This is a genomic window from Pseudomonas sp. AP19 (genome assembly GCF_001728855.1).
Lineage (GTDB): Bacteria > Pseudomonadota > Gammaproteobacteria > Pseudomonadales > Pseudomonadaceae > Aquipseudomonas > Aquipseudomonas fluorescens.
Genome location: NZ_LXJP01000001.1, coordinates 33,869 through 51,591 on the forward strand (window position 1 = coordinate 33,869; position 17,723 = coordinate 51,591).

At 61.1% G+C, this 17,723-nt stretch carries 19 protein-coding genes; 10 read left to right on the forward strand and 9 right to left on the reverse strand.

Features of this window, described 5'->3' with window-relative positions; genetic code table 11:
• Window positions 1–33: 33 nt before the first annotated feature.
• A complete protein-coding gene (locus A7D21_RS00180; protein WP_053253881.1) occupies window positions 34–1,290 on the reverse strand; it encodes an MASE1 domain-containing protein in 1,257 nt (418 codons plus the stop codon).
• A gap of 220 nt (window positions 1,291–1,510) precedes the next feature.
• On the opposite strand from A7D21_RS00180, the gene hisB reads away from it, so the two are divergent.
• From hisB to A7D21_RS00210, 6 genes are all read left to right on the forward strand, one after another.
• Window positions 1,511–2,104, forward strand: coding sequence for an imidazoleglycerol-phosphate dehydratase HisB (hisB, locus tag A7D21_RS00185; protein ID WP_017849940.1), 594 nt, complete (start codon window positions 1,511–1,513; stop codon window positions 2,102–2,104).
• Entirely contained in the window at window positions 2,104–2,742 is a 639-nt protein-coding gene (gene hisH / locus A7D21_RS00190) for an imidazole glycerol phosphate synthase subunit HisH (RefSeq protein ID WP_053253882.1), read from the forward strand. Before hisB ends, hisH begins: the two co-directional genes overlap by 1 nt.
• On the forward strand, window positions 2,743–3,000 hold the full coding sequence (locus A7D21_RS00195; protein ID WP_053253883.1) for a DUF2164 domain-containing protein: 258 nt from the start codon (window positions 2,743–2,745) through the stop codon (window positions 2,998–3,000).
• Window positions 3,001–3,039: 39 nt separating this feature from the next.
• A complete protein-coding gene (gene hisA / locus A7D21_RS00200; RefSeq protein WP_069550825.1) occupies window positions 3,040–3,777 on the forward strand; it encodes a 1-(5-phosphoribosyl)-5-[(5-phosphoribosylamino)methylideneamino]imidazole-4-carboxamide isomerase in 738 nt (245 codons plus the stop codon).
• A gap of 9 nt (window positions 3,778–3,786) precedes the next feature.
• The gene (hisF, locus tag A7D21_RS00205) at window positions 3,787–4,557 is read left to right on the forward strand and encodes an imidazole glycerol phosphate synthase subunit HisF (RefSeq protein ID WP_003171107.1); all 771 of its coding nucleotides are present in this window, start codon (window positions 3,787–3,789) and stop codon (window positions 4,555–4,557) included.
• 66 nt (window positions 4,558–4,623) lie between these two features.
• Window positions 4,624–5,379 carry an ABC transporter substrate-binding protein gene (locus tag A7D21_RS00210; protein ID WP_053253886.1) on the forward strand — a complete coding sequence of 252 codons (756 nt, stop codon included), beginning with the start codon at window positions 4,624–4,626 and terminating at the stop codon, window positions 5,377–5,379.
• Here the strand turns inward: A7D21_RS00210 and A7D21_RS00215 are convergent.
• The 5 genes from A7D21_RS00215 to gpmI all read right to left on the reverse strand — a co-directional run bounded on the left by A7D21_RS00215 (window position 5,332) and on the right by gpmI (window position 11,893).
• The gene (locus A7D21_RS00215) at window positions 5,332–6,624 is read right to left on the reverse strand and encodes a Vps62-related protein (protein ID WP_069550826.1); all 1,293 of its coding nucleotides are present in this window, start codon (window positions 6,622–6,624) and stop codon (window positions 5,332–5,334) included. The two genes, A7D21_RS00210 and A7D21_RS00215, sit on opposite strands and share 48 nt — an antisense overlap.
• 63 nt (window positions 6,625–6,687) lie before the next feature.
• Window positions 6,688–7,473 carry a divergent polysaccharide deacetylase family protein gene (locus A7D21_RS00220; protein ID WP_069550827.1) on the reverse strand — a complete coding sequence of 262 codons (786 nt, stop codon included), beginning with the start codon at window positions 7,471–7,473 and terminating at the stop codon, window positions 6,688–6,690.
• Between the two features lies 1 nt (window position 7,474).
• A complete protein-coding gene (locus tag A7D21_RS00225; protein WP_053253889.1) occupies window positions 7,475–8,791 on the reverse strand; it encodes a S41 family peptidase in 1,317 nt (438 codons plus the stop codon).
• A 30-nt stretch (window positions 8,792–8,821) separates the two neighbouring features.
• Complete coding sequence (locus A7D21_RS00230) at window positions 8,822–10,117, reverse strand: murein hydrolase activator EnvC (protein ID WP_053253890.1); 1,296 nt, start codon at window positions 10,115–10,117, stop codon at window positions 8,822–8,824.
• 249 nt (window positions 10,118–10,366) lie between these two features.
• A complete protein-coding gene (gene gpmI / locus A7D21_RS00235; RefSeq protein WP_053253891.1) occupies window positions 10,367–11,893 on the reverse strand; it encodes a 2,3-bisphosphoglycerate-independent phosphoglycerate mutase in 1,527 nt (508 codons plus the stop codon).
• Between the two features lie 151 nt (window positions 11,894–12,044).
• Between gpmI and A7D21_RS00240 the strand changes: the two genes are divergently transcribed.
• From A7D21_RS00240 to secB, 3 genes are read left to right on the forward strand one after another with little or no spacing between them, the layout of a single operon-like run.
• The gene (locus A7D21_RS00240) at window positions 12,045–12,458 is read left to right on the forward strand and encodes a rhodanese-like domain-containing protein (RefSeq protein ID WP_053253892.1); all 414 of its coding nucleotides are present in this window, start codon (window positions 12,045–12,047) and stop codon (window positions 12,456–12,458) included.
• Between the two features lies 1 nt (window position 12,459).
• Window positions 12,460–12,714, forward strand: coding sequence for a glutaredoxin 3 (gene grxC / locus A7D21_RS00245; RefSeq protein WP_053253893.1), 255 nt, complete (start codon window positions 12,460–12,462; stop codon window positions 12,712–12,714).
• 42 nt (window positions 12,715–12,756) lie between these two features.
• A complete protein-coding gene (secB, locus tag A7D21_RS00250; RefSeq protein ID WP_053253894.1) occupies window positions 12,757–13,236 on the forward strand; it encodes a protein-export chaperone SecB in 480 nt (159 codons plus the stop codon).
• A gap of 132 nt (window positions 13,237–13,368) precedes the next feature.
• Here secB and A7D21_RS00255 read toward each other — a convergent pair whose 3' ends face one another.
• Window positions 13,369–13,824, reverse strand: a complete 456-nt coding sequence (locus tag A7D21_RS00255) for a tRNA (cytidine(34)-2'-O)-methyltransferase (RefSeq protein ID WP_053253895.1) — start codon at window positions 13,822–13,824, stop codon at window positions 13,369–13,371.
• On the opposite strand from A7D21_RS00255, the gene A7D21_RS00260 reads away from it, so the two are divergent.
• Window positions 13,823–14,263: a hypothetical protein gene (locus tag A7D21_RS00260; RefSeq protein WP_053253896.1), complete on the forward strand. Its 441-nt coding sequence runs from the start codon at window positions 13,823–13,825 to the stop codon at window positions 14,261–14,263. The genes A7D21_RS00255 and A7D21_RS00260 overlap by 2 nt on opposite strands.
• Before the next feature lie 625 nt (window positions 14,264–14,888).
• On the opposite strand, the gene ntrC is transcribed toward A7D21_RS00260, so the two are convergent.
• Window positions 14,889–16,325 carry a nitrogen regulation protein NR(I) gene (gene ntrC / locus A7D21_RS00265; protein ID WP_017138632.1) on the reverse strand — a complete coding sequence of 479 codons (1,437 nt, stop codon included), beginning with the start codon at window positions 16,323–16,325 and terminating at the stop codon, window positions 14,889–14,891.
• On the reverse strand, window positions 16,322–17,407 hold the full coding sequence (glnL, locus tag A7D21_RS00270) for a nitrogen regulation protein NR(II) (RefSeq protein WP_053253901.1): 1,086 nt from the start codon (window positions 17,405–17,407) through the stop codon (window positions 16,322–16,324). Before glnL ends, ntrC begins: the two co-directional genes overlap by 4 nt.
• Window positions 17,408–17,723: the final 316 nt, after the last annotated feature.

Below are 17,723 nucleotides of genomic sequence, written 5' to 3' on the forward strand. Positions count from 1 at the left end.
TACAGGGAAAAGCAGGCTGTCACAGGCGAACGTTCAGGCATAGCGGCCGCTTTGCCAGTTGCCGACAATCACTTGGCCATGGGCATCACGCAGGGCGCCGGGGCTTTGGTCATAAAGGGTCAGCCATTCACCATTGCCCTTGTCGATGCGAAAGGCCAACGACGCAGCGCGGGTATGTGTTTCCGGTGACCAGTGGCGTTTGAGGCTGTCGCGGTCGTCTGGGTGTACGCGTTCCAGGACCTGCTGCACGGTGTGCAGGGGCGCGGCGCCCACATCCAGCAGCGTTTCAAGGTTGTCGTCCCAGAGAATTTCCCCGGTTCCCGGGTGCAGTTGGTACATCACACCGCTGCCCGCCAAGCGCCCGGTCTGCAGGTCATAAGGTTGGGCGGATTGCCTCATCAGGCGGATTACCAACACCAGCAATGCCGTGATGGACAGGTAACTTTGTGCAAGCAGCAACGGCTCGCCTTCCAACAGACCGTGCACATAAAACGGCCCGGTCTTCTGGTCGGTGAAATTGACCACGATACTGCCCAGCACCAGTAGCGCGATCGAGCCGCCAGGGCTGCGCCACGTGATGCAAACGGCGAGGGTGAGGGCGATGGGCAGGCAGGCCAGGATGAAATACGCCGCTGCGCCGGCGTCGGAGCCCAGCCTGTCGATGAGCCAGAGCGGTGTCGCCCCGAAAACGTACCAGGTGTTCAATCCCAGCAGCAGCAACCATACCCCGCCGGCCAGCCTCGTGCGCAGGCGAGCAGGAAAGTCGCGCAGGTTGCTGTTGAGTAGATTCATCACCACCACGGTGGAAAAGAACACGCCGTTCATGCCCGACATCCAGTTGGTCAAGAATGTGTTGGGTGAAACTTCGCCGGCCAGCATCTGCCAGCCTTTCCTGAGCAGTGCCAGGGCGCAGCAAACGGCCAAGGTCGCCAGCAACCAGAGCAAAATGGCATGCAGTTCGTCGCCACGCCGAGCGAAGCGCCGAACGAACCAGGCAATCGCAACAGAGCCTGACAGTGCCATCGCGGAAAGCGTCGCGGCGGCCGGCAGGTGTTGCCAGCCGTGTTTATCCAGCAGTAGCCGTGCGACCAGAAACACCGCAAACAACATCGGCCACTCAGCGCGTCGCGAGCTGAGGAACGCCGACACGGAAATACCCGCCGGGAACCAGATAATCGCCATCTGCGAGACGGGATCTTCAAAGGCCAGCGACACCACGCCGGTCACGTAGTAGGTCACCGCCCACAGGAGGAGGACGCCGCTGCGCTGCAAGACTGTCGGTATCGTCATGGTTGAATATTCATTCGGTTTTAAACATTGCGCCCATATTAGCGCGAAGCCGCCGGAGGCATCGGGTAAATGCGCTGGGTGCACCATCCTGGGGCGGCCACTTGTATGCACATGTCTATCCTCGACACTCCATCAGTCTTATGCCCTTCGATGTTTCTGTTTGGCGCCCGCGCCCCTATAATGGCTGCCTTTTTCGCCCAATGATTTTGCGGAGCTGGTGATGGCCGAACGTAAGGCGTCCGTCGAGCGCGACACTCTGGAAACCCAGATCAAAGCCTCGATTAACCTGGATGGCACCGGAAAGGCCCGATTTGATATCGGGGTACCTTTTCTTGAGCACATGCTGGACCAGATCGCCCGTCACGGGCTGATCGACCTGGATATCGTCAGCAAGGGCGACCTGCATATCGACGACCACCACACGGTGGAAGACGTGGGCATCACCCTCGGCCAGGCGTTTGCCAAGGCCATCGGCGACAAAAAAGGCATCCGTCGCTACGGCCACGCCTATGTCCCGCTGGACGAAGCGCTGTCGCGTGTGGTCATCGACTTCTCCGGCCGCCCAGGCCTGCAGATGCACGTGCCCTACACCCGCGCCACCGTGGGCGGCTTCGACGTCGACCTGTTCCAGGAATTTTTCCAGGGCTTCGTCAACCACGCCCTGGTCAGCCTGCACATCGACAACCTGCGCGGCACCAACACCCACCACCAGATCGAAACCGTGTTCAAGGCTTTCGGCCGCGCCCTGCGCATGGCTGTCGAGCTCGATGAGCGCATGGCCGGGCAAATGCCATCGACCAAGGGCGTTCTGTAATGCAGACGGTCGCGGTTATCGACTACGGCATGGGTAACCTGCACTCGGTGGCCAAGGCCCTCGAGCACGTTGGGGCTGGCAAGGTACTGATCACCAGCGATGCCAAGGTGATTCGCGAAGCCGACCGGGTAGTGTTCCCGGGCGTCGGCGCGATTCGCGATTGCATGGCCGAGATCCGCCGCCTGGGCTTTGACAGCCTGGTGCGCGAAGTCAGCCAGGACCGCCCGTTCCTCGGCATCTGCGTGGGCATGCAAGCCTTGCTCGACAGCAGTGAAGAGAACGGCGGCGTCGACTGCATCGGGCTGTTTCCCGGCCAGGTGAAGTTCTTCGGCAAGGACCTGCATGAAGACGGCGAGCATTTGAAAGTCCCGCACATGGGCTGGAACGAAGTGCGCCGCACTGTGGATCACCCGCTGTGGCACGAAATCCCGGACATGGCGCGCTTTTACTTTGTGCACAGTTACTACATCGCCGCCGGTAACCCGCGCCAGGTGGTGGGTGGCGGGCATTACGGCGTCGATTTCGCCGCGGCGCTGGCCGACGGTTCGCGCTTTGCCGTGCAGTTCCACCCGGAGAAGAGCCATACCCATGGCCTGCAGTTGCTGCAGAACTTCGCCGCGTGGGATGGCCGCTGGTAAATGGCCAAGCAGCCCAAGGTGCCGGTCTTGAACCTCACGCCCGAGCAGGAGCGTGAGGCTACCTTCAAGATCAAGCGCTTCATGGAGGACCGTTTCGAGCTCAAGCTGGGCTCGTTCGAGGTCGCCGAGATGCTTGAGCTGTTCACCACCGAAGTGGCGCCGCACTATTACAACAGGGCGATTTTCGACACGCAGACGCTCCTTAAAGAAAGGTTCGAAAGCATCGAAAGCGACCTGTGGTCGCTTGAGAAACCCTGATTTCCCAAGCATTGCTGAATATCGAATAAGGTTTGCCAGATGCTGATTATCCCCGCTATCGATCTCAAGGACGGCGCTTGTGTCCGCCTGCGCCAAGGCCGCATGGAAGATTCCACCGTGTTCTCCGATGACCCGGTGAGCATGGCTGCCAAATGGGTGGAAGGGGGCTGCCGTCGTCTGCATCTGGTGGACTTGAACGGCGCCTTCGAAGGCCAGCCGGTGAATGGCGAGGTGGTTACCGCCATCGCCAAGCGCTACCCGCACCTGCCAATCCAGATCGGCGGCGGCATCCGCTCCCTGGAAACCATCGAGCACTACGTCAAAGCCGGCGTGAGCTACGTGATCATCGGCACCAAGGCGGTAAAAGACCCGGCGTTCGTTGCAGAAGCCTGCCGCGCCTTTCCGGGTAGAGTGATTGTCGGCCTGGATGCCAAAGACGGTTTTGTCGCCACCGACGGCTGGGCTGAAATCAGCACCGTGCAGGTCATCGACCTGGCCAAGCAGTTCGAAGCCGACGGCGTGTCCGCCATCGTTTATACCGACATCGCCAAAGACGGCATGATGCAGGGCTGCAACGTACCCTTCACCGCTGCGTTGGCGGCGGCCACCAGGATTCCGGTAATCGCTTCCGGTGGCATTCACAACCTGGGCGACATCAAGTCGCTGCTGGACGCCAAGGCGCCCGGCATTATCGGCGCCATCACGGGTCGCGCGATCTACGAAGGTACCCTGGACGTCGCCGAAGCCCAGGCTTACTGCGACGCCTACAACGGCTGAGGACTGACCATGGCGCTGGCCAAACGCATCATCCCTTGCCTGGACGTCGACAACGGTCGCGTGGTCAAGGGCGTCAAGTTCGAGAACATCCGCGATGCCGGCGACCCGGTGGAAATCGCCCGTCGCTACGATGAGCAAGGTGCCGACGAGATTACCTTTCTCGACATCACCGCCAGCGTCGACGGCCGCGACACCACGTTGCACACCGTGGAGCGCATGGCCAGCCAGGTGTTTATCCCACTCACCGTGGGCGGTGGCGTGCGCACCGTGCAAGACATCCGCAACCTGCTCAATGCCGGTGCGGACAAGGTCTCGATCAACACCGCTGCGGTGTTCAACCCGGAGTTCGTCGGCGAAGCCGCGCAGCACTTCGGCTCGCAGTGCATTGTGGTCGCCATCGACGCCAAGAAAGTCTCCGGCCCGGGCGAAACCCCGCGCTGGGAGATCTTCACCCACGGCGGTCGCAAGCCAACCGGCCTGGATGCGGTGGAATGGGCGATGAAGATGGAAGGCCTGGGCGCCGGTGAAATCCTGCTGACCAGCATGGACCAGGACGGCATGAAAAACGGTTTCGACCTCGGTGTGACCCGTGCCATCAGTGATGCGCTGGGCATTCCGGTGATCGCCTCCGGCGGCGTCGGCAACCTGCAGCACCTGGCCGACGGCGTGATCGAAGGTCACGCCAGCGCGGTGCTGGCGGCGAGTATTTTCCACTTTGGCGAATACACCGTTCCCGAGGCCAAGGCCTACATGGCGGCGCGCGGTATCGTCGTTCGTTAAACGCTGCTGGACACCATGGCAGGCGCGCGGCACTCTCTGCGCTTGCCATGGAATCCGGTAGCCTTCATGTTCAAGACCCTGCTGCTTGCTCTCGCCAGTACCTCCATTCTGTTGACGGGTTCGGCTCACGCCGAGGAGCCGTCCGATGCCTCCCTGGTGTTGCTGACGGAAAACTTCCCGCCTTACAACATGGCGAAAAACGGCAAGAACTTCGCCAAAGACGAGAACATCGAAGGCATTGCGGTGGACGTGGTGCGTGAGACCTTCAAGCGCGCCGGCATTTCCTACAACCTCACCCTGCGCTTTCCTTGGGAGCGAATCTACAAACTCGCCCTGGAAAAACCTGGCTACGGCGTCTTCGTCATGGCCCGCCTACCGGACCGCGAAGCCCTGTTCAAATGGGTCGGCCCCATCGGCCCGGATGATTGGGTGATGCTGGCCAAGGCCGACAGCAAGATTGAGCTGACAGGCCTTGAGCAAGCTCATCGTTACAAGATCGGCGCCTACAAGGGTGACGCCATTGCGCAGACCCTGGAAAAACAGGGCCTTAACCCGATCGTTGCGCTGCGTGACCAGGACAACGCGCAAAAACTGGTGGATGGTCAGATCGACCTGTGGGCCACCGGTGATCCGGCGGGCCGTTATCTGGCCCGCCAGGTGGGGGTGACCCAGCTGAAAACCGTGCTGCGCTTCAACAGTGCCCAGTTGTACCTGGCGCTGAATAAAGACGTGCCGGATGAGGTGGTGGCCAAGCTTCAGGCAGCACTCGACCAGTTACGGGGTGAGGGGGGTGTTGATCAGATCATGGCCCGTTACCTCTAGTTCGGGCTCTGCTTGAGGCGCCTCTACCGGTGGAGGCTGCTCATCAGGCAGCACCTCGGCGTTTGGATAATCGCTCATGTAGACGTTGTCACCGTTGGTATAACTGGCGGTGCTTGAAACCTGGCTGCCGTCCTGTCGCAGCAGGCGGTATTCGCTTTGTACAAGGTACGCCGCAACGGCTTTTTTCGGCGGAACATACGTGATGATTTCCAGCGACGAAGGCTGGTTCCAGCCTTTCGCTGAGCGCTGCGTGTGTGTGAAGTTGCGATCCAGGTGCGCCGAAAAACTCAATTCGAAGACGTGTTCGCCCACCGGCCACTCTTTACCCAGCCCGAGGCTGGTGTTGGCCGCCAGTGCCTTGGCGGTCGCTCCTACGTCACCTTTTGCGGCCGTCCACATGAATGGCTGACTGGTAGCCTCAGTGTTGTGCCCAAAACCGACGCACAGGTGGCGGTCCGTGCGCTCCAGGCGGTAGGTGGGCGATGACTGAAACTGTTCAATCACGGCCAACTCCGGGTCTTTGATACAGAACCATGGCAGTTCGCACGCCTGAGGCGTGTGGACGGCTTCATCAGTGCCCGGGTTTTCGTACCCGCTGAGCGCGGGCGGTGGCGGCAGGTCGTGCAGCTGCGCTGTCAATGTCAGGCGCAGTGAATAGGCCTCAAGGTTTGGCTTGGCATAGTCGCCAAGGCCGATGAAGGTGCCGGGGGCGAGGTATATTTCGCCTGCAGGTGCATCGGGAGGTGTCACCGACCAGAGGCTCAAGTCGTTGGCGGCGCCGCTGCCTTTATCGTCCCAGATCAATTCGCCCGCTTGAGCGGCCATCACCAGGTCTTGTCGCACGCACCGCACGGCATGGCGTGAGGGTTTGTCGTAGTCGACGCCGTACACCAGCCCCATCGCCACATAGCCCTCGGGCGGCAGCGGGCGCCAGATGGACGCATTGCTCAGCGCTCCGCTGCCTTCATCCTGCCACACCAATTGATAATCGACAGGCGCGCGCAGGGCCGTGCCATCGACGGTATTCACGTCGCTGACCACGGCGACAACGTTGCTGTAGTTGATATTGCGATAGTGGTTGACCGCGATATCACCCAAGGTAAAAAACGGCCTCAGGGCATCGGAGGCGGTGCTCGGCCGCCAGAGGCCGACGGCTTTGTGCGCGCCCGACCCCTTGTCGTTCCACAGCGGCAGAAACTCGCTGGTAAAGCTGATGAGCAGGTCATTGAATTGCAGAGGCTTCATGGAGGGCTCTCCAGTTGATGGGAGCATCAACTATCGAGCAGTGCAGTCGGTGCCGAGCGGTAACTATCTACGCGCCGGAAGGTACGTACCGTTTTTGCCGTGTGCCGCCATGGCTTGGTTGCTGCGCACGCTGATCATCAACTTGATATCAATCCAGTCGACGCCCTGGGCCTTGAGCTTGGGCAGCTCGCGTTCAAGGACGGCCAGGGTCTGTGGATAAGGATGGCCGATCATCACTGCTGAACCCTGTTTGTGCGCCAGCTTGATCGCGGTTTGCAGCTGCGTGGTAATCGCCGCTTCCGTGCGTTCGTCATCGAGGAAAACATCCCGCGAGACATGGGCCAGGTCGATCTTCTGTGCTTCGGCGGCCGCGACGGTTTGCGCGCTGGTGCGGCTGTCGACAAAGAACTTGTTGCGCCGTTGCAGCTCGGCCATCAACCAGGCCATGGCAGCCGGTTGGGCGGTCATGCGGCTGCCCATGTGGTTGTTGATGCCGGCGGTGTAAGGCACGGCCTTGAAGGCGGCGTCCAGGCGCTTGCCAAGTTCTTCGAGGGGCAGGTCGGGGTGCCACGCGAACGGGCCGGTGGCCGGGTCCATGGGCATGTGCAGGATCACGATCTTGCCGGCCTTGTGCGCCTCACGAGCGAATTCGGCGGCGTGGGGCGTGTCGGGCATGATCGCGGTGGTCACCGGCCCGGGCAGGGCCAGCACGCGCCGATCCCGCGGCAGGTTTTGCCCCAGGTCGTCGATGATGAGGGTCAGGTAGGCTTTGCGAGGCGCGTCGGCCGGAGTCGCATGGGCGATTCCGGCCAGGCTGCACAGCACAGCGATGATCAGGGCAAAACGCATATCAACGGCTGCGCGTAATGCTCAGGCCTTTCAGCAGGCTCAGTGCCTGGGCCAGTTGGTAATCATCGTCCTGTGGCATGGGCTTGGCTTTGGCACTGCTGCCGGTCGGCTGGTCGGCGCCGCCGTTGCCATTGCCCAGGTGACCTTGCAGGTCCGCCTCTTTGTAGTACTCGCTGTCGATCTCGTTGGTGATCTTGGCTTTGCGTACTTCGATGTCCGGCACAATGCCCTGGGCCTGGATCGAGCGACCGTTCGGCGTGTAGTACAGCGCCGTGGTGATCTTCAATGCGCGATCGTTGTTCAGCGGCAACACGGTTTGTACCGAGCCTTTGCCGAAACTGGTGGTGCCCATCAGTACGCCGCGCTTCTGGTCTTGCAGGGCGCCGGCGACGATTTCCGACGCCGAGGCGCTGCCGCCGTTGATCAGCACGGCCAACGGCACGTTTTCGCTGAGGTCATTGCCGGTGGCCGAGAAGCGCAGTTCGGAGTTGGCGATACGGCCCTTGGTGTAGACGATCAGGCCTTTGGTGATGAAGTGGTCGACCACTTCCACCGCAGACTGCAACACGCCGCCCGGGTTGTTACGCAGGTCGAGCACGATGCCGTTGAGCTTCTTGCCGTTGTCTTTACGCAGCTTGGCCAGGGCCTTGGCCACTTCGTCGCCGGTCTTGACCTGGAACTGGGTGATACGGATGTAGCCGTAGCCCGACTCCAGCAGCTGGCTCTTCACGCTTTTGACCGTGATGGTCGCGCGGGCCAGGGTCACGTCAAACGGGTTGCCGCCATCGCGCACCAGGGTCAGGGTGATTTTCTGGCCGAGCTTGCCGCGCATCTTGTCGACGGCTTCGGTCATGCTCTGGCCACGGGTCGGCTGGCCGTTGATCTTCACGATCAAGTCGCCGGCCTGGATGCCGGCCTTGGACGCCGGGGTGTCATCGATCGGCGAGACCACTTTGATCTGGCCGTCTTCGGAGCCGACTTCGATGCCCAGGCCACCGAACTCACCGCTGGTGCTTTCCTGCAGCTCGGCGAAATCTTCCGGGCCCAGGTAGGCGGAGTGCGGGTCGAGGTTGCTGAGCATGCCCTTGATGGCATTTTCCAGGAGGGTCTTGTCGTCTACAGGTTCGACATAGGCTGCCTTGATCCGGTCCATGACCTCGGCAAAGGTGCGCAGCTCGTCCAGCGGCAGCGGCGCCTTGGTGGTCGCGGCCGTGGCAGCTTGTGCAGCCGGTGCAGCCTGGTCGGCAAAAGCCAGCGGCGCGCCGATCACCAGGGCGATCGTCAGGGCCAGCGAAGTGAGGCGGGACAAATGCAGCATGTCGAACGAACTCCTAATGTAGGTGCGGCCCTATCCTTGGGAACGGCACCATTGTGCAGGGTCGCTTGGGCGGCCCTGCTGACGAATAGCGAAGTACAGCGCCGGAGTGTCCTGGCCGCCACTGTTCCCGACAGTGGAGATGGATTCACCGGCTTTTACAACATCACCTGCCGACTTGAGTAAAGTCTGATTGTGGCCGTAAAGGCTCAAATAGCCATTACCGTGGTCAAGAATCACCAACAAACCAGCGCCTCGCAGCCAATCGGCAAACACCACGCGCCCGCCGTGGACGGCATGGACCTGGCTGCCGGCGGCAGCACTGATCATCACCCCATCCCACTTGGCGCGGGTGTCATCGCCACGGGTTTCACCGAAGCGTGCCAGTAGTCGACCATCAACAGGCCATGGAAGTTTTCCACGGGCTGAAGCAAAAGGTCCGCCAAAAGACTCGCCGCTGCTGGAAACCACTGGGCCAGGCGCTGCGTGCGCCGGTTTACGCGGCGCTGGCGCGTCGGTGGTGGCGGCCAGCTCGGCCTCACGCTGGCGCTTTTTTTCCGCTTCCTGCTGGGCGATCAGCGCTTTTTGCCGCGCTTCCTCGGCCTCACGTGCCTGACGGGCCAGGGTTTCCTCGATGGTTTTGAGGACTTTGCCCAGGTCGGCCTGGTCTTGCTCGCGGGCTTGCAGCTTGGCGTCGCGGGCTTTTACGTCGTCATTGAGCTTGGCCAGGGCCTGCTGGCGTTCCTTGCGGACTTTGTCCAACTGGTCGCGCTGCGTGTCGAGGGCGGTCTTCTGGTCGAGCAATTGCGACTGCTGGTCGGCTATTTCCTGTTCGACATTGGCCAGTTGCCGCAAGGTTTCGTTAAACCCCTTCAATTGCGCCAGGCGCGCCTTGCTCAGGTAATCGTAGTAGGTGAGGGTGCGCGCAAATTTTTCCGGGTTCTGCTGGTTGAGCAGCAGCTTGAGGTATTCCTGGCGGCCGCTCTGGTAGGCGGCGCGGGCCTGGATCGCGATCAGGCGTTGCTGTTCAACGCGTGCGGTCTGGAGTTTTTTTTTCTCAGCGTCGAGTCGCTCCAGTTCCGACTCGCTCTTCTTTAATTCTTTTTGGAGCTCCTGGACCTGCTTCTCCAGCTTGCCCATCTCGGTTTCCGTGCCGCGCAGGTCTTTCTGCACCCCGGACTTCTCTTCCTGGAGCTTGCCGAGCAGTTTTTTCAGCTCGGTAATGTCCTGACGCGTAGCGTCCAACTGTTGTTGGGTTTGTGCGCGCTCATCGGCAAACGCCGGTTGGAGCAGGCAGACTAAAGCGAGGGTAATCAAGGCGCGAAGCATAGAGGCGGGCGACACCAGGGAAAGGGACGGCCTAGTATGCCCGCCAAGCGCCGCAAAAAAAACGCCCAATTCGGGCTGGAAGGCAAGATAGGTGCCGAGTGGCGGGCATATGGCAAAAAGACATCTGCCAAACGCTGGCGATCGAATGTGGGAGGGGGCTTGCTCCCGAAGGCGGTGAGTCAGTCAAATAGAGGTCGACTGATCCACCGCTTTCGGGAGCAAGCCCCTCCCACAAGGTTTTGCGGTGTGTCAGACCAGGATTGAGGTGCCGGTCATCTCTTTCGGCTTCTCCAGCCCCATCAGCTTCAGCATGGTCGGCGCCACGTCCGCCAGCACGCCGCCTTCACGCACTTTCAGGTCGCGCTTGCCGACATAGATGAACGGCACCGGCTCGGTGGTGTGAGCGGTGTGGGCCTGGCCGGTGGATTCGTCGGACATCTGCTCGCAGTTGCCGTGGTCGGCGGTGATCAGCGCTTCGCCGCCGACTTTTTCCAGGGCATCGACGATACGGCCGACGCACAGGTCCAGGCATTCGACTGCCTTCACAGCCGCTTGCAGGTTGCCACTGTGGCCGACCATGTCGCCGTTGGCGTAGTTGACCACGATCACGTCGTAACGCTGGTGTTCGATGGCATCGACGATCTTGTCGGTGACTTCCGGCGCGCTCATTTCCGGCTGCAGGTCGTAGGTGGCGACTTTTGGCGATGGAATCAGGATGCGCTCTTCACCTGGGAACGGTTCTTCACGGCCGCCGGAGAAGAAGAACGTCACGTGGGCGTATTTCTCGGTTTCGGCGATGCGCAGCTGGGTCTTGCCGTTTTTCGCCAGGTAATCGCCCAGCACGTTTTCCAGGCTACCCGGGGCAAAAGCTGCCGGGGCCGGGATGTTGGCGGCGTATTGGGTGAGCATGACGAACTCGACCTTCGGCTGGCGGGCGCGCTCGAAGTCTTTGAAGCCGGCATCGACAAACACGTGGCTCAGTTCGCGGGCACGGTCGGCGCGGAAGTTCATGAACACCACGGCATCGCCGTCTTCAACTTTGACCGGCTCGCCGACGGTGGTGGCTTTGACGAACTCATCGCTCTCGCCACGCGCATAGGCGGCTTCCAGACCTTCCTGGGCGGTGGCGGCGTTGAATTCGGCCTGGCCGTCGACGATCAGGTTGTAAGCCTGGGAGACGCGGTCCCAACGGTTGTCGCGGTCCATGGCGAAGTAACGGCCGACCAGGCTGGCGATACGGCCTTTGCCGAGCGCAGCGAAGGTGGCGTCGAGCAGTTCGATGGACGATTGCGCGCTTTTAGGCGGGGTGTCGCGGCCATCGAGGAAGGCGTGCAGGTAGATCTTGTCAGCGCCGCGCTTGAAGGCCAGTTCGGCCATCGCGACCAGGTGGTCCTGGTGGCTGTGAACGCCGCCGTCGGACAGCAGGCCCATGAAGTGCACGGCCTTGCCGGCGGCGACTGCTTTATCCACCGCCGCGCAGATCGTCGGGTTCTCGAAGAACTCGCCGTCGCGGATCGATTTGGTCACGCGTGTGAAGTCTTGGTATACCACTCGTCCGGCGCCGAGGTTCATGTGGCCGACTTCCGAGTTGCCCATCTGGCCGTCCGGCAGACCCACGTCCATACCGGAACCGGAGATCAGGCCGTTGGGTACGGTGGCAGTCAGGCGGTCGAGTACCGGCTTGTTGGCCGAGTACACGGCGTTGTCGTGGTGGCTTTCACTGTGTCCGAAGCCATCGAGAATTATCAGGACCAAAGGTTTAGGCGTGGTAGTCATAGATCCTCTCGCGGCGGTAATAAAGGAAGGCATTCTAAAAGTGAGTGGCAGTTTAAAGCGAAGTTCCGACCACGTCACCGCTTTACGGGGGTTGGCCGCCCCTGACGGCTGTGTATACTTACCGCCATTTTAACGCCCTGGAACCTCCTTGATGGTTGATCACCTGATTGCATTTGCCACTGCCCACTACCTGCTCGCGGGTGCCTTCGTCATCCTGCTGGCGCTGCTGATCGCTCATGAAATGAGCCGCGGTGGCCGCAGCCTGAGCACGTCGGAGCTGACCGCGCTGGTCAACAAGGATGAGGCCGTTGTCGTGGATATTCGCCCGGCCAAGGATTTCGCTGCCGGGCATATTGTCGGCGCACTGAACATTCCGCAGGACAAGCTGATCGCACGCCTGGCCGAGCTGGAAAAATACAAAGCCAAGACCATCATCCTGGTCGACGCCCAAGGCCAGCACGCCGGCACCCACGCCCGCGAGATGCTCAAGACCGGTTTCACCGCCGCCAAACTGTCCGGCGGTATTGGCAGCTGGAAGGCCGATAACCTGCCGCTGGTGAAGTGATATGAGCCAGGTCGTCGTTTATTCCAGCGATTATTGCCCTTACTGCATGCGGGCCAAGGCCTTGCTTGAGAAAAAAGGCGTTGCCTTCGAAGAGATCAAGGTCGACGGCAAGCCCCAGGTGCGCGCCGAGATGACCAAGAAAGCGGGACGCACGTCCGTGCCGCAGATCTGGATCGGCGACAAGCATGTCGGTGGTTGCGATGACCTGTTCGCTCTGGAGCGCGCCGGTAAACTCGATGCGCTGCTGCTCGTCTGACGCCAAAACCCTAAAAGACCCCAAGATCAAGAAGGATCTGCGATGACTGACCAACAGAACACCGAAGCAGCAGAAGCCCAAGGCCCACAATTCTCGCTGCAGCGGATCTACGTGCGTGACCTGTCGTTCGAAGCGCCGAAAAGCCCGGCTATCTTCCGTCAGGAATGGACGCCAAGCGTTGCGCTGGACCTGAACACCCGTCAAAAGGCACTGGAAGGTGACTTCCACGAAGTCGTGCTGACCCTGTCGGTCACCGTCAAGAACGGCGAAGAAGTCGCTTTCATCGCTGAAGTGCAACAGGCTGGTATCTTCCTGATCCAGGGCCTGGACGAAGCGTCCATGAGCCACACCCTGGGTGCGTTCTGCCCGAACATTCTGTTCCCGTATGCCCGTGAGACCCTGGACAGCCTGGTCACCCGTGGCTCGTTCCCGGCGCTGATGCTGGCTCCGGTGAACTTCGATGCCCTGTACGCTCAAGAGCTGCAGCGCATGCAAACAGAAGGTTCGTCGACTGTTCAATAAGCTGTTCTGAGCAACGACACCGATCAAATGTGGGAGCGGGCTTGCTCGCGAATGCGGTACTTCAGTCGATATCTTCGTTGACTGACACTCCGCTTTCGCGAGCAAGCCCGCTCCCACATTTGTTATGCGGTGTTATTTAAAGCCGAGCTGGCGCCAGCCTTCGTAGACGGCAACGGCCACGGTGTTGGACAGGTTCAAGCTGCGGCAACCCTCGCGCATTGGCAGGCGCAGGCGATGGCCGTCGGGCAGGGCATCGAGCACCTCGGCCGGCAGGCCACGGCTTTCCGGGCCGAACAGGAAGGCGTCGCCTTCGGCAAAGCGGGCATCATGAAACGGCCGCGAGCCCTTGGTGGTGAACGCGAACAGCCGTGGGTGGCCAAGGCTTTCCAGGCAGCTGGCCAAATCGGCGTGGCGCTTGAGGGTGGCGTACTCGTGGTAGTCCAGCCCGGCGCGGCGCAGGCGCTTGTCGTCCATGTCGAAGCCCAGCGGCTCGATCAAATGCAGGTGGCAGCCACTGTTGGCGCACAGCCTGATAACGTTGCCGGTATTCGGCGGAATTTCTGGTTGAAAAAGGATGACGTGAAACATGCACGGCTCCGAAGGCAAAGATGCGCTGCATTCTACCCCTGAAGACGACCCAAGACCGAAGCTATTGCCCAAGGTCATGGGCTCATTGGCGATTGTCGGTTTGATGATCGGCCTGATGATCGGCCGCCTGACCACCCCGGACCCGGTTGAGCTGCAGCAGGTAGAGACCGCTGCGGACAATGTGGTGGTGTGGTTCAACAGTGAGCCCAAGCTGCACGGCGAACATATCGACGGCACCGTGGCGCTGTTGTTCGACGCGCAAGGCAAGGCCGCCAGTGGGCAGCTCAAGGTCAATGACAACGATGTGAATTGGCGCATCCGCAAAACGGATGGCGGCTTGCTGCTGAACCTGGTGGCGGCTCGGCCATTGCACGGGGAATGGAAAGGCGAGAAGGCCGATGGCCGCTGGCGGTTGGAGATCCATCTCCGAGAGCAATAAAAGAGGGAATTCCCGGCCTGCCTGTACCAAGGTTCCCAAAACGGGCTGGGGCTATGGGCGCTGTGCCGCATAAGCCCCGGGTGTAAAGAAGGGAGTTCCCGGCCTGCCTGTACCAGGGCTCCCAAAACGGGGTGAAGCCTTACAAGGCTTCGGTATTAAAGAGGGAATCCCCGGCCTGCCTGTACCGAGGTTCCCGAAACGGGTGTGGGGCACGACGCGGTTCGCATCAAGCACCACGGGTGTAAAGAGGGGATTCTCGGCCTGCCTGTACCAAGGTCCCCGAAACTGGGTTATGTCAGGGTTATTGCAGGGCGCGTGCCAGAGTTTGCAATGTGTGCCAAAAAAAATTGCCAGAATGCGCAAAGCCCCGGAATACGGGGCTTTGCTGTTTTTGTGATTTGATTTTTTGTTGATTCGGCGGGTGTTTCAGGCTGGCTGGATGTGCGCGATGCTAGTTCATGGTGCATTGAAGCGGTGCACGATCCCAAACCTTGTGGAGAACCAAATGTGGGAGCGGGCTTGCTCGCGAAGGCGGTGTGTCAGTCAATACATCTGCTGACTGACGCACGGCCTTCGCGAGCAAGCCCGCTCCCACAGGGGATCTTCAGTGGGTCAGGAAGAGGTGTTAAGCCTCATCACCCTCGTCATCATCCCCGCCATCGACCTTCATCCCCAACTCCTTGATCTTGCGCGTCAAGGTGTTGCGGCCCCAGCCGAGCAGCACGGCGGCGTCGCGGCGGCGGCCGGCGGTATGCTTCAAGGCGGTTTCGATCATGATGCGCTCGAAGGCCGGTACGGCGCTGTCCAGCAGGTTCGATTGCCCACGTGCCAGGGCCTGGTCGGCCCACTGGCGCAGCGCTTGCTCCCAGTTGGTGACCGGCGCGGAGTCCTGCGGCAGGCTCAACAGCTCCGGCGGCAGGTCGCTGATATGCACTTCACGCCCGGATGCCATAACGGTGATCCAGCGGCAGGTGTTCTCCAGCTGGCGCACGTTGCCCGGCCACGGCAGGTTCTTCAGGTATTCCTCGGTCTCGCTTTTCAGCAGCTTCGGCTCGACGGCCAGCTCCTGGGCGGCGCGGCTGAGGAAGTGGCGGGCGAGGGTCGGGATGTCTTCGCGGCGGTCCGACATGCGTGGGATGTGGATACGGATCACGTTCAGACGGTGGAACAAGTCTTCGCGGAACTTGCCCGCGTGCACCAGGGTTTCGAGGTTCTGGTGCGTCGCGGCGATGATGCGCACGTCGACCTTGACCGGCGTGTGCCCGCCAACGCGGTAGAACTCGCCGTCGGCCAATACGCGCAGCAAGCGGGTTTGGGTGTCGGCCGGCATGTCGCCGATTTCATCGAGGAACAGTGTGCCGCCGTCCGCCTGTTCAAAGCGGCCACGCCGCAGGTTGGCGGCGCCGGTGAACGCGCCTTTCTCATGGCCGAACAGCTCGGACTCCATCAAGTCCTTGGGAATCGCCGCCATGTTCAGCGCGATAAACGGCGAGGCCGCCCGTGGGCTGTGACGGTGCAGCGCATGAGCGACAAGCTCTTTACCGGTACCCGACTCGCCATTGATCAGCACGGTGATGTTGGAGTGGCTCAAACGCCCGATGGCGCGAAACACTTCCTGCATCGCCGGCGCTTCGCCGATGATTTCCGGGGTGCGGGTCAGCGCGGGCGGGGCTTCCTGGCTTTGTTGTTCCTGGGCGTGCTGGTTGGCGCGCTTGACCAGCGCCACCGCCTCGTCCACGTCGAATGGCTTGGGCAGGTACTCAAAGGCGCCGCCCTGATAGGACGCGACAGCGCTGTCCAGGTCCGAGTGCGCGGTCATGATGATCACTGGCAGGCGCGGGTGCTGCTCGCGGATCCGCGCCAGCAAGTCCAGGCCACTGGCGCCGGGCATGCGGATGTCGGAGATGATCACATCCGGCTGCTGACGAGCCAGGCGGCTCATCACTCCGTCGGCGCTGTCAAAGCTCTGGGTGGTCATGCCTTCCTGTTGCAAGGCTTTCTCGAGGACCCAGCGGATAGAACGGTCGTCATCGACGATCCAGACGGTTTCACTACGGCTCATGTCGATGGGGCTCCTTGTTCCAGAGGCAGAAAGATCGAGAACGTGGTGTGGCCAGGATGGCTCTCACATTCGATCAGACCCTGGTGCTGGCTGATGATGTTCTGGGTAATGGCCAGGCCCAGCCCGGTACCGTCCGGGCGGCCGCTGACCATGGGAAAGAAGATGGTTTCCTGCAGGTCCGCAGGAATGCCCGGGCCGTTGTCGATGATCTCGACTTTGGTCACCAGGCGATGGCGCACATGGCCGATGGTGAACTGGCGCAGGGCACGGGTGCGCAGGCTGATGCGGCCCAGGCGCAGCTCGTTCTGGCTGCTGATGGCCTGCATGGCGTTGCGCACGATATTAAGCACCGCCTGAATCATTTGTTCGCGGTCGATCAATACATCGGGAATGCTCGGGTCGTAGTCGCGCACCAGCGTGATGCAGCCTTGGCTTTCGGCTTCCACCAACTGGCAGACGCGCTCCAGCACCTCGTGCACGTTGGTCATGGCCAAGGAGGGCAACTTGTTCGAGCCGAGCATGCGGTCCACCAGGTTACGCAGGCGGTCGGCTTCCTCGATGATGACGTTGGTGTAGTCCTTGAGGTGCTCGTCGGGCAGTTCGCGGGCGAGCAGTTGCGCCGCGCCGCGAATCCCGCCCAGCGGGTTCTTGATTTCATGGGCCAGGCCGCGCACCAACATCTTGCTGGTTTCCTGCTTGGACAGCTGCGCTTCTTCTTTGGTGATGCGCAGCAAGCGGTCGCGGGGGTGCACTTCGAGCAACAGCAACGTTGCGCCGTTGCTCAGGATTGGGGTCACGGCGTAGTCGACGGTCAGCGTCTGGCCAGTGAGGGCAGTGAGCATTGCTTCACGCTTGGTGAACGGGTGTGCCTGTTCCACCGCCTGGCGCAACGAGCTCAAGGCTTCGGCCGACTCGGTGAACAATTCGCTGATGAACTGCCCATGGCTGCGCTGGCCGCTGATGGCCAGGAGCATCTCCGCCGCCGGGTTCATGTACTCAAGACGCAGGTCGTCATTGAGCAGGATGGTCGCGGTGGTCAGGTTGTCGAGTAACAAACGGTGCAGTGCATCGCTGATGGTCATCAGGACCTCTTTTGGAGCAAGGCGCGGGCTTGAGGCACACGCTGATACAAGGAAAATGCAAAAACCAAACCAAGGCTCCGAAAAGAAGCGTTAAAGCCCTGAAATAGGGGTTTAAGGCGCGAAACTGTGGCGTTCTGCCAGCTTGTTCGGGAAGAATCGAACCAAAATGGGCTGGGCAGGTGGGAAGCGTGCAAGCTATCGCACCAATATAGTGCAGTTTTGTGAAGGTTGTTCAGGAAGGCTTGGAAGGCGCAACTGAATGCACCGAGTCCAAATGCGGGAGCGGGCTTGCTCGCGAAGGCGGTGTTTCAGTTAA

What these genes read in the sequence shown, in the direction of transcription:
- A7D21_RS00180 (WP_053253881.1), bottom strand. Translation starts at nt 1,290, where the DNA reads ATGACGATACCGACAGTCTTGCAGCGCAGCGGCGTCCTCCTCCTGTGG.
- hisB (WP_017849940.1), top strand. Translation starts at nt 1,511, where the DNA reads ATGGCCGAACGTAAGGCGTCCGTCGAGCGCGACACTCTGGAAACCCAG.
- hisH (WP_053253882.1), top strand. Translation starts at nt 2,104, where the DNA reads ATGCAGACGGTCGCGGTTATCGACTACGGCATGGGTAACCTGCACTCG.
- A7D21_RS00195 (WP_053253883.1), top strand. Translation starts at nt 2,743, where the DNA reads ATGGCCAAGCAGCCCAAGGTGCCGGTCTTGAACCTCACGCCCGAGCAG.
- hisA (WP_069550825.1), top strand. Translation starts at nt 3,040, where the DNA reads ATGCTGATTATCCCCGCTATCGATCTCAAGGACGGCGCTTGTGTCCGC.
- hisF (WP_003171107.1), top strand. Translation starts at nt 3,787, where the DNA reads ATGGCGCTGGCCAAACGCATCATCCCTTGCCTGGACGTCGACAACGGT.
- A7D21_RS00210 (WP_053253886.1), top strand. Translation starts at nt 4,624, where the DNA reads ATGTTCAAGACCCTGCTGCTTGCTCTCGCCAGTACCTCCATTCTGTTG.
- A7D21_RS00215 (WP_069550826.1), bottom strand. Translation starts at nt 6,624, where the DNA reads ATGAAGCCTCTGCAATTCAATGACCTGCTCATCAGCTTTACCAGCGAG.
- A7D21_RS00220 (WP_069550827.1), bottom strand. Translation starts at nt 7,473, where the DNA reads ATGCGTTTTGCCCTGATCATCGCTGTGCTGTGCAGCCTGGCCGGAATC.
- A7D21_RS00225 (WP_053253889.1), bottom strand. Translation starts at nt 8,791, where the DNA reads ATGCTGCATTTGTCCCGCCTCACTTCGCTGGCCCTGACGATCGCCCTG.
- A7D21_RS00230 (WP_053253890.1), bottom strand. Translation starts at nt 10,117, where the DNA reads ATGCTTCGCGCCTTGATTACCCTCGCTTTAGTCTGCCTGCTCCAACCG.
- gpmI (WP_053253891.1), bottom strand. Translation starts at nt 11,893, where the DNA reads ATGACTACCACGCCTAAACCTTTGGTCCTGATAATTCTCGATGGCTTC.
- A7D21_RS00240 (WP_053253892.1), top strand. Translation starts at nt 12,045, where the DNA reads ATGGTTGATCACCTGATTGCATTTGCCACTGCCCACTACCTGCTCGCG.
- grxC (WP_053253893.1), top strand. Translation starts at nt 12,460, where the DNA reads ATGAGCCAGGTCGTCGTTTATTCCAGCGATTATTGCCCTTACTGCATG.
- secB (WP_053253894.1), top strand. Translation starts at nt 12,757, where the DNA reads ATGACTGACCAACAGAACACCGAAGCAGCAGAAGCCCAAGGCCCACAA.
- A7D21_RS00260 (WP_053253896.1), top strand. Translation starts at nt 13,823, where the DNA reads ATGCACGGCTCCGAAGGCAAAGATGCGCTGCATTCTACCCCTGAAGAC.
- A7D21_RS00255 (WP_053253895.1), bottom strand. Translation starts at nt 13,824, where the DNA reads ATGTTTCACGTCATCCTTTTTCAACCAGAAATTCCGCCGAATACCGGC.
- ntrC (WP_017138632.1), bottom strand. Translation starts at nt 16,325, where the DNA reads ATGAGCCGTAGTGAAACCGTCTGGATCGTCGATGACGACCGTTCTATC.
- glnL (WP_053253901.1), bottom strand. Translation starts at nt 17,407, where the DNA reads ATGACCATCAGCGATGCACTGCACCGTTTGTTACTCGACAACCTGACC.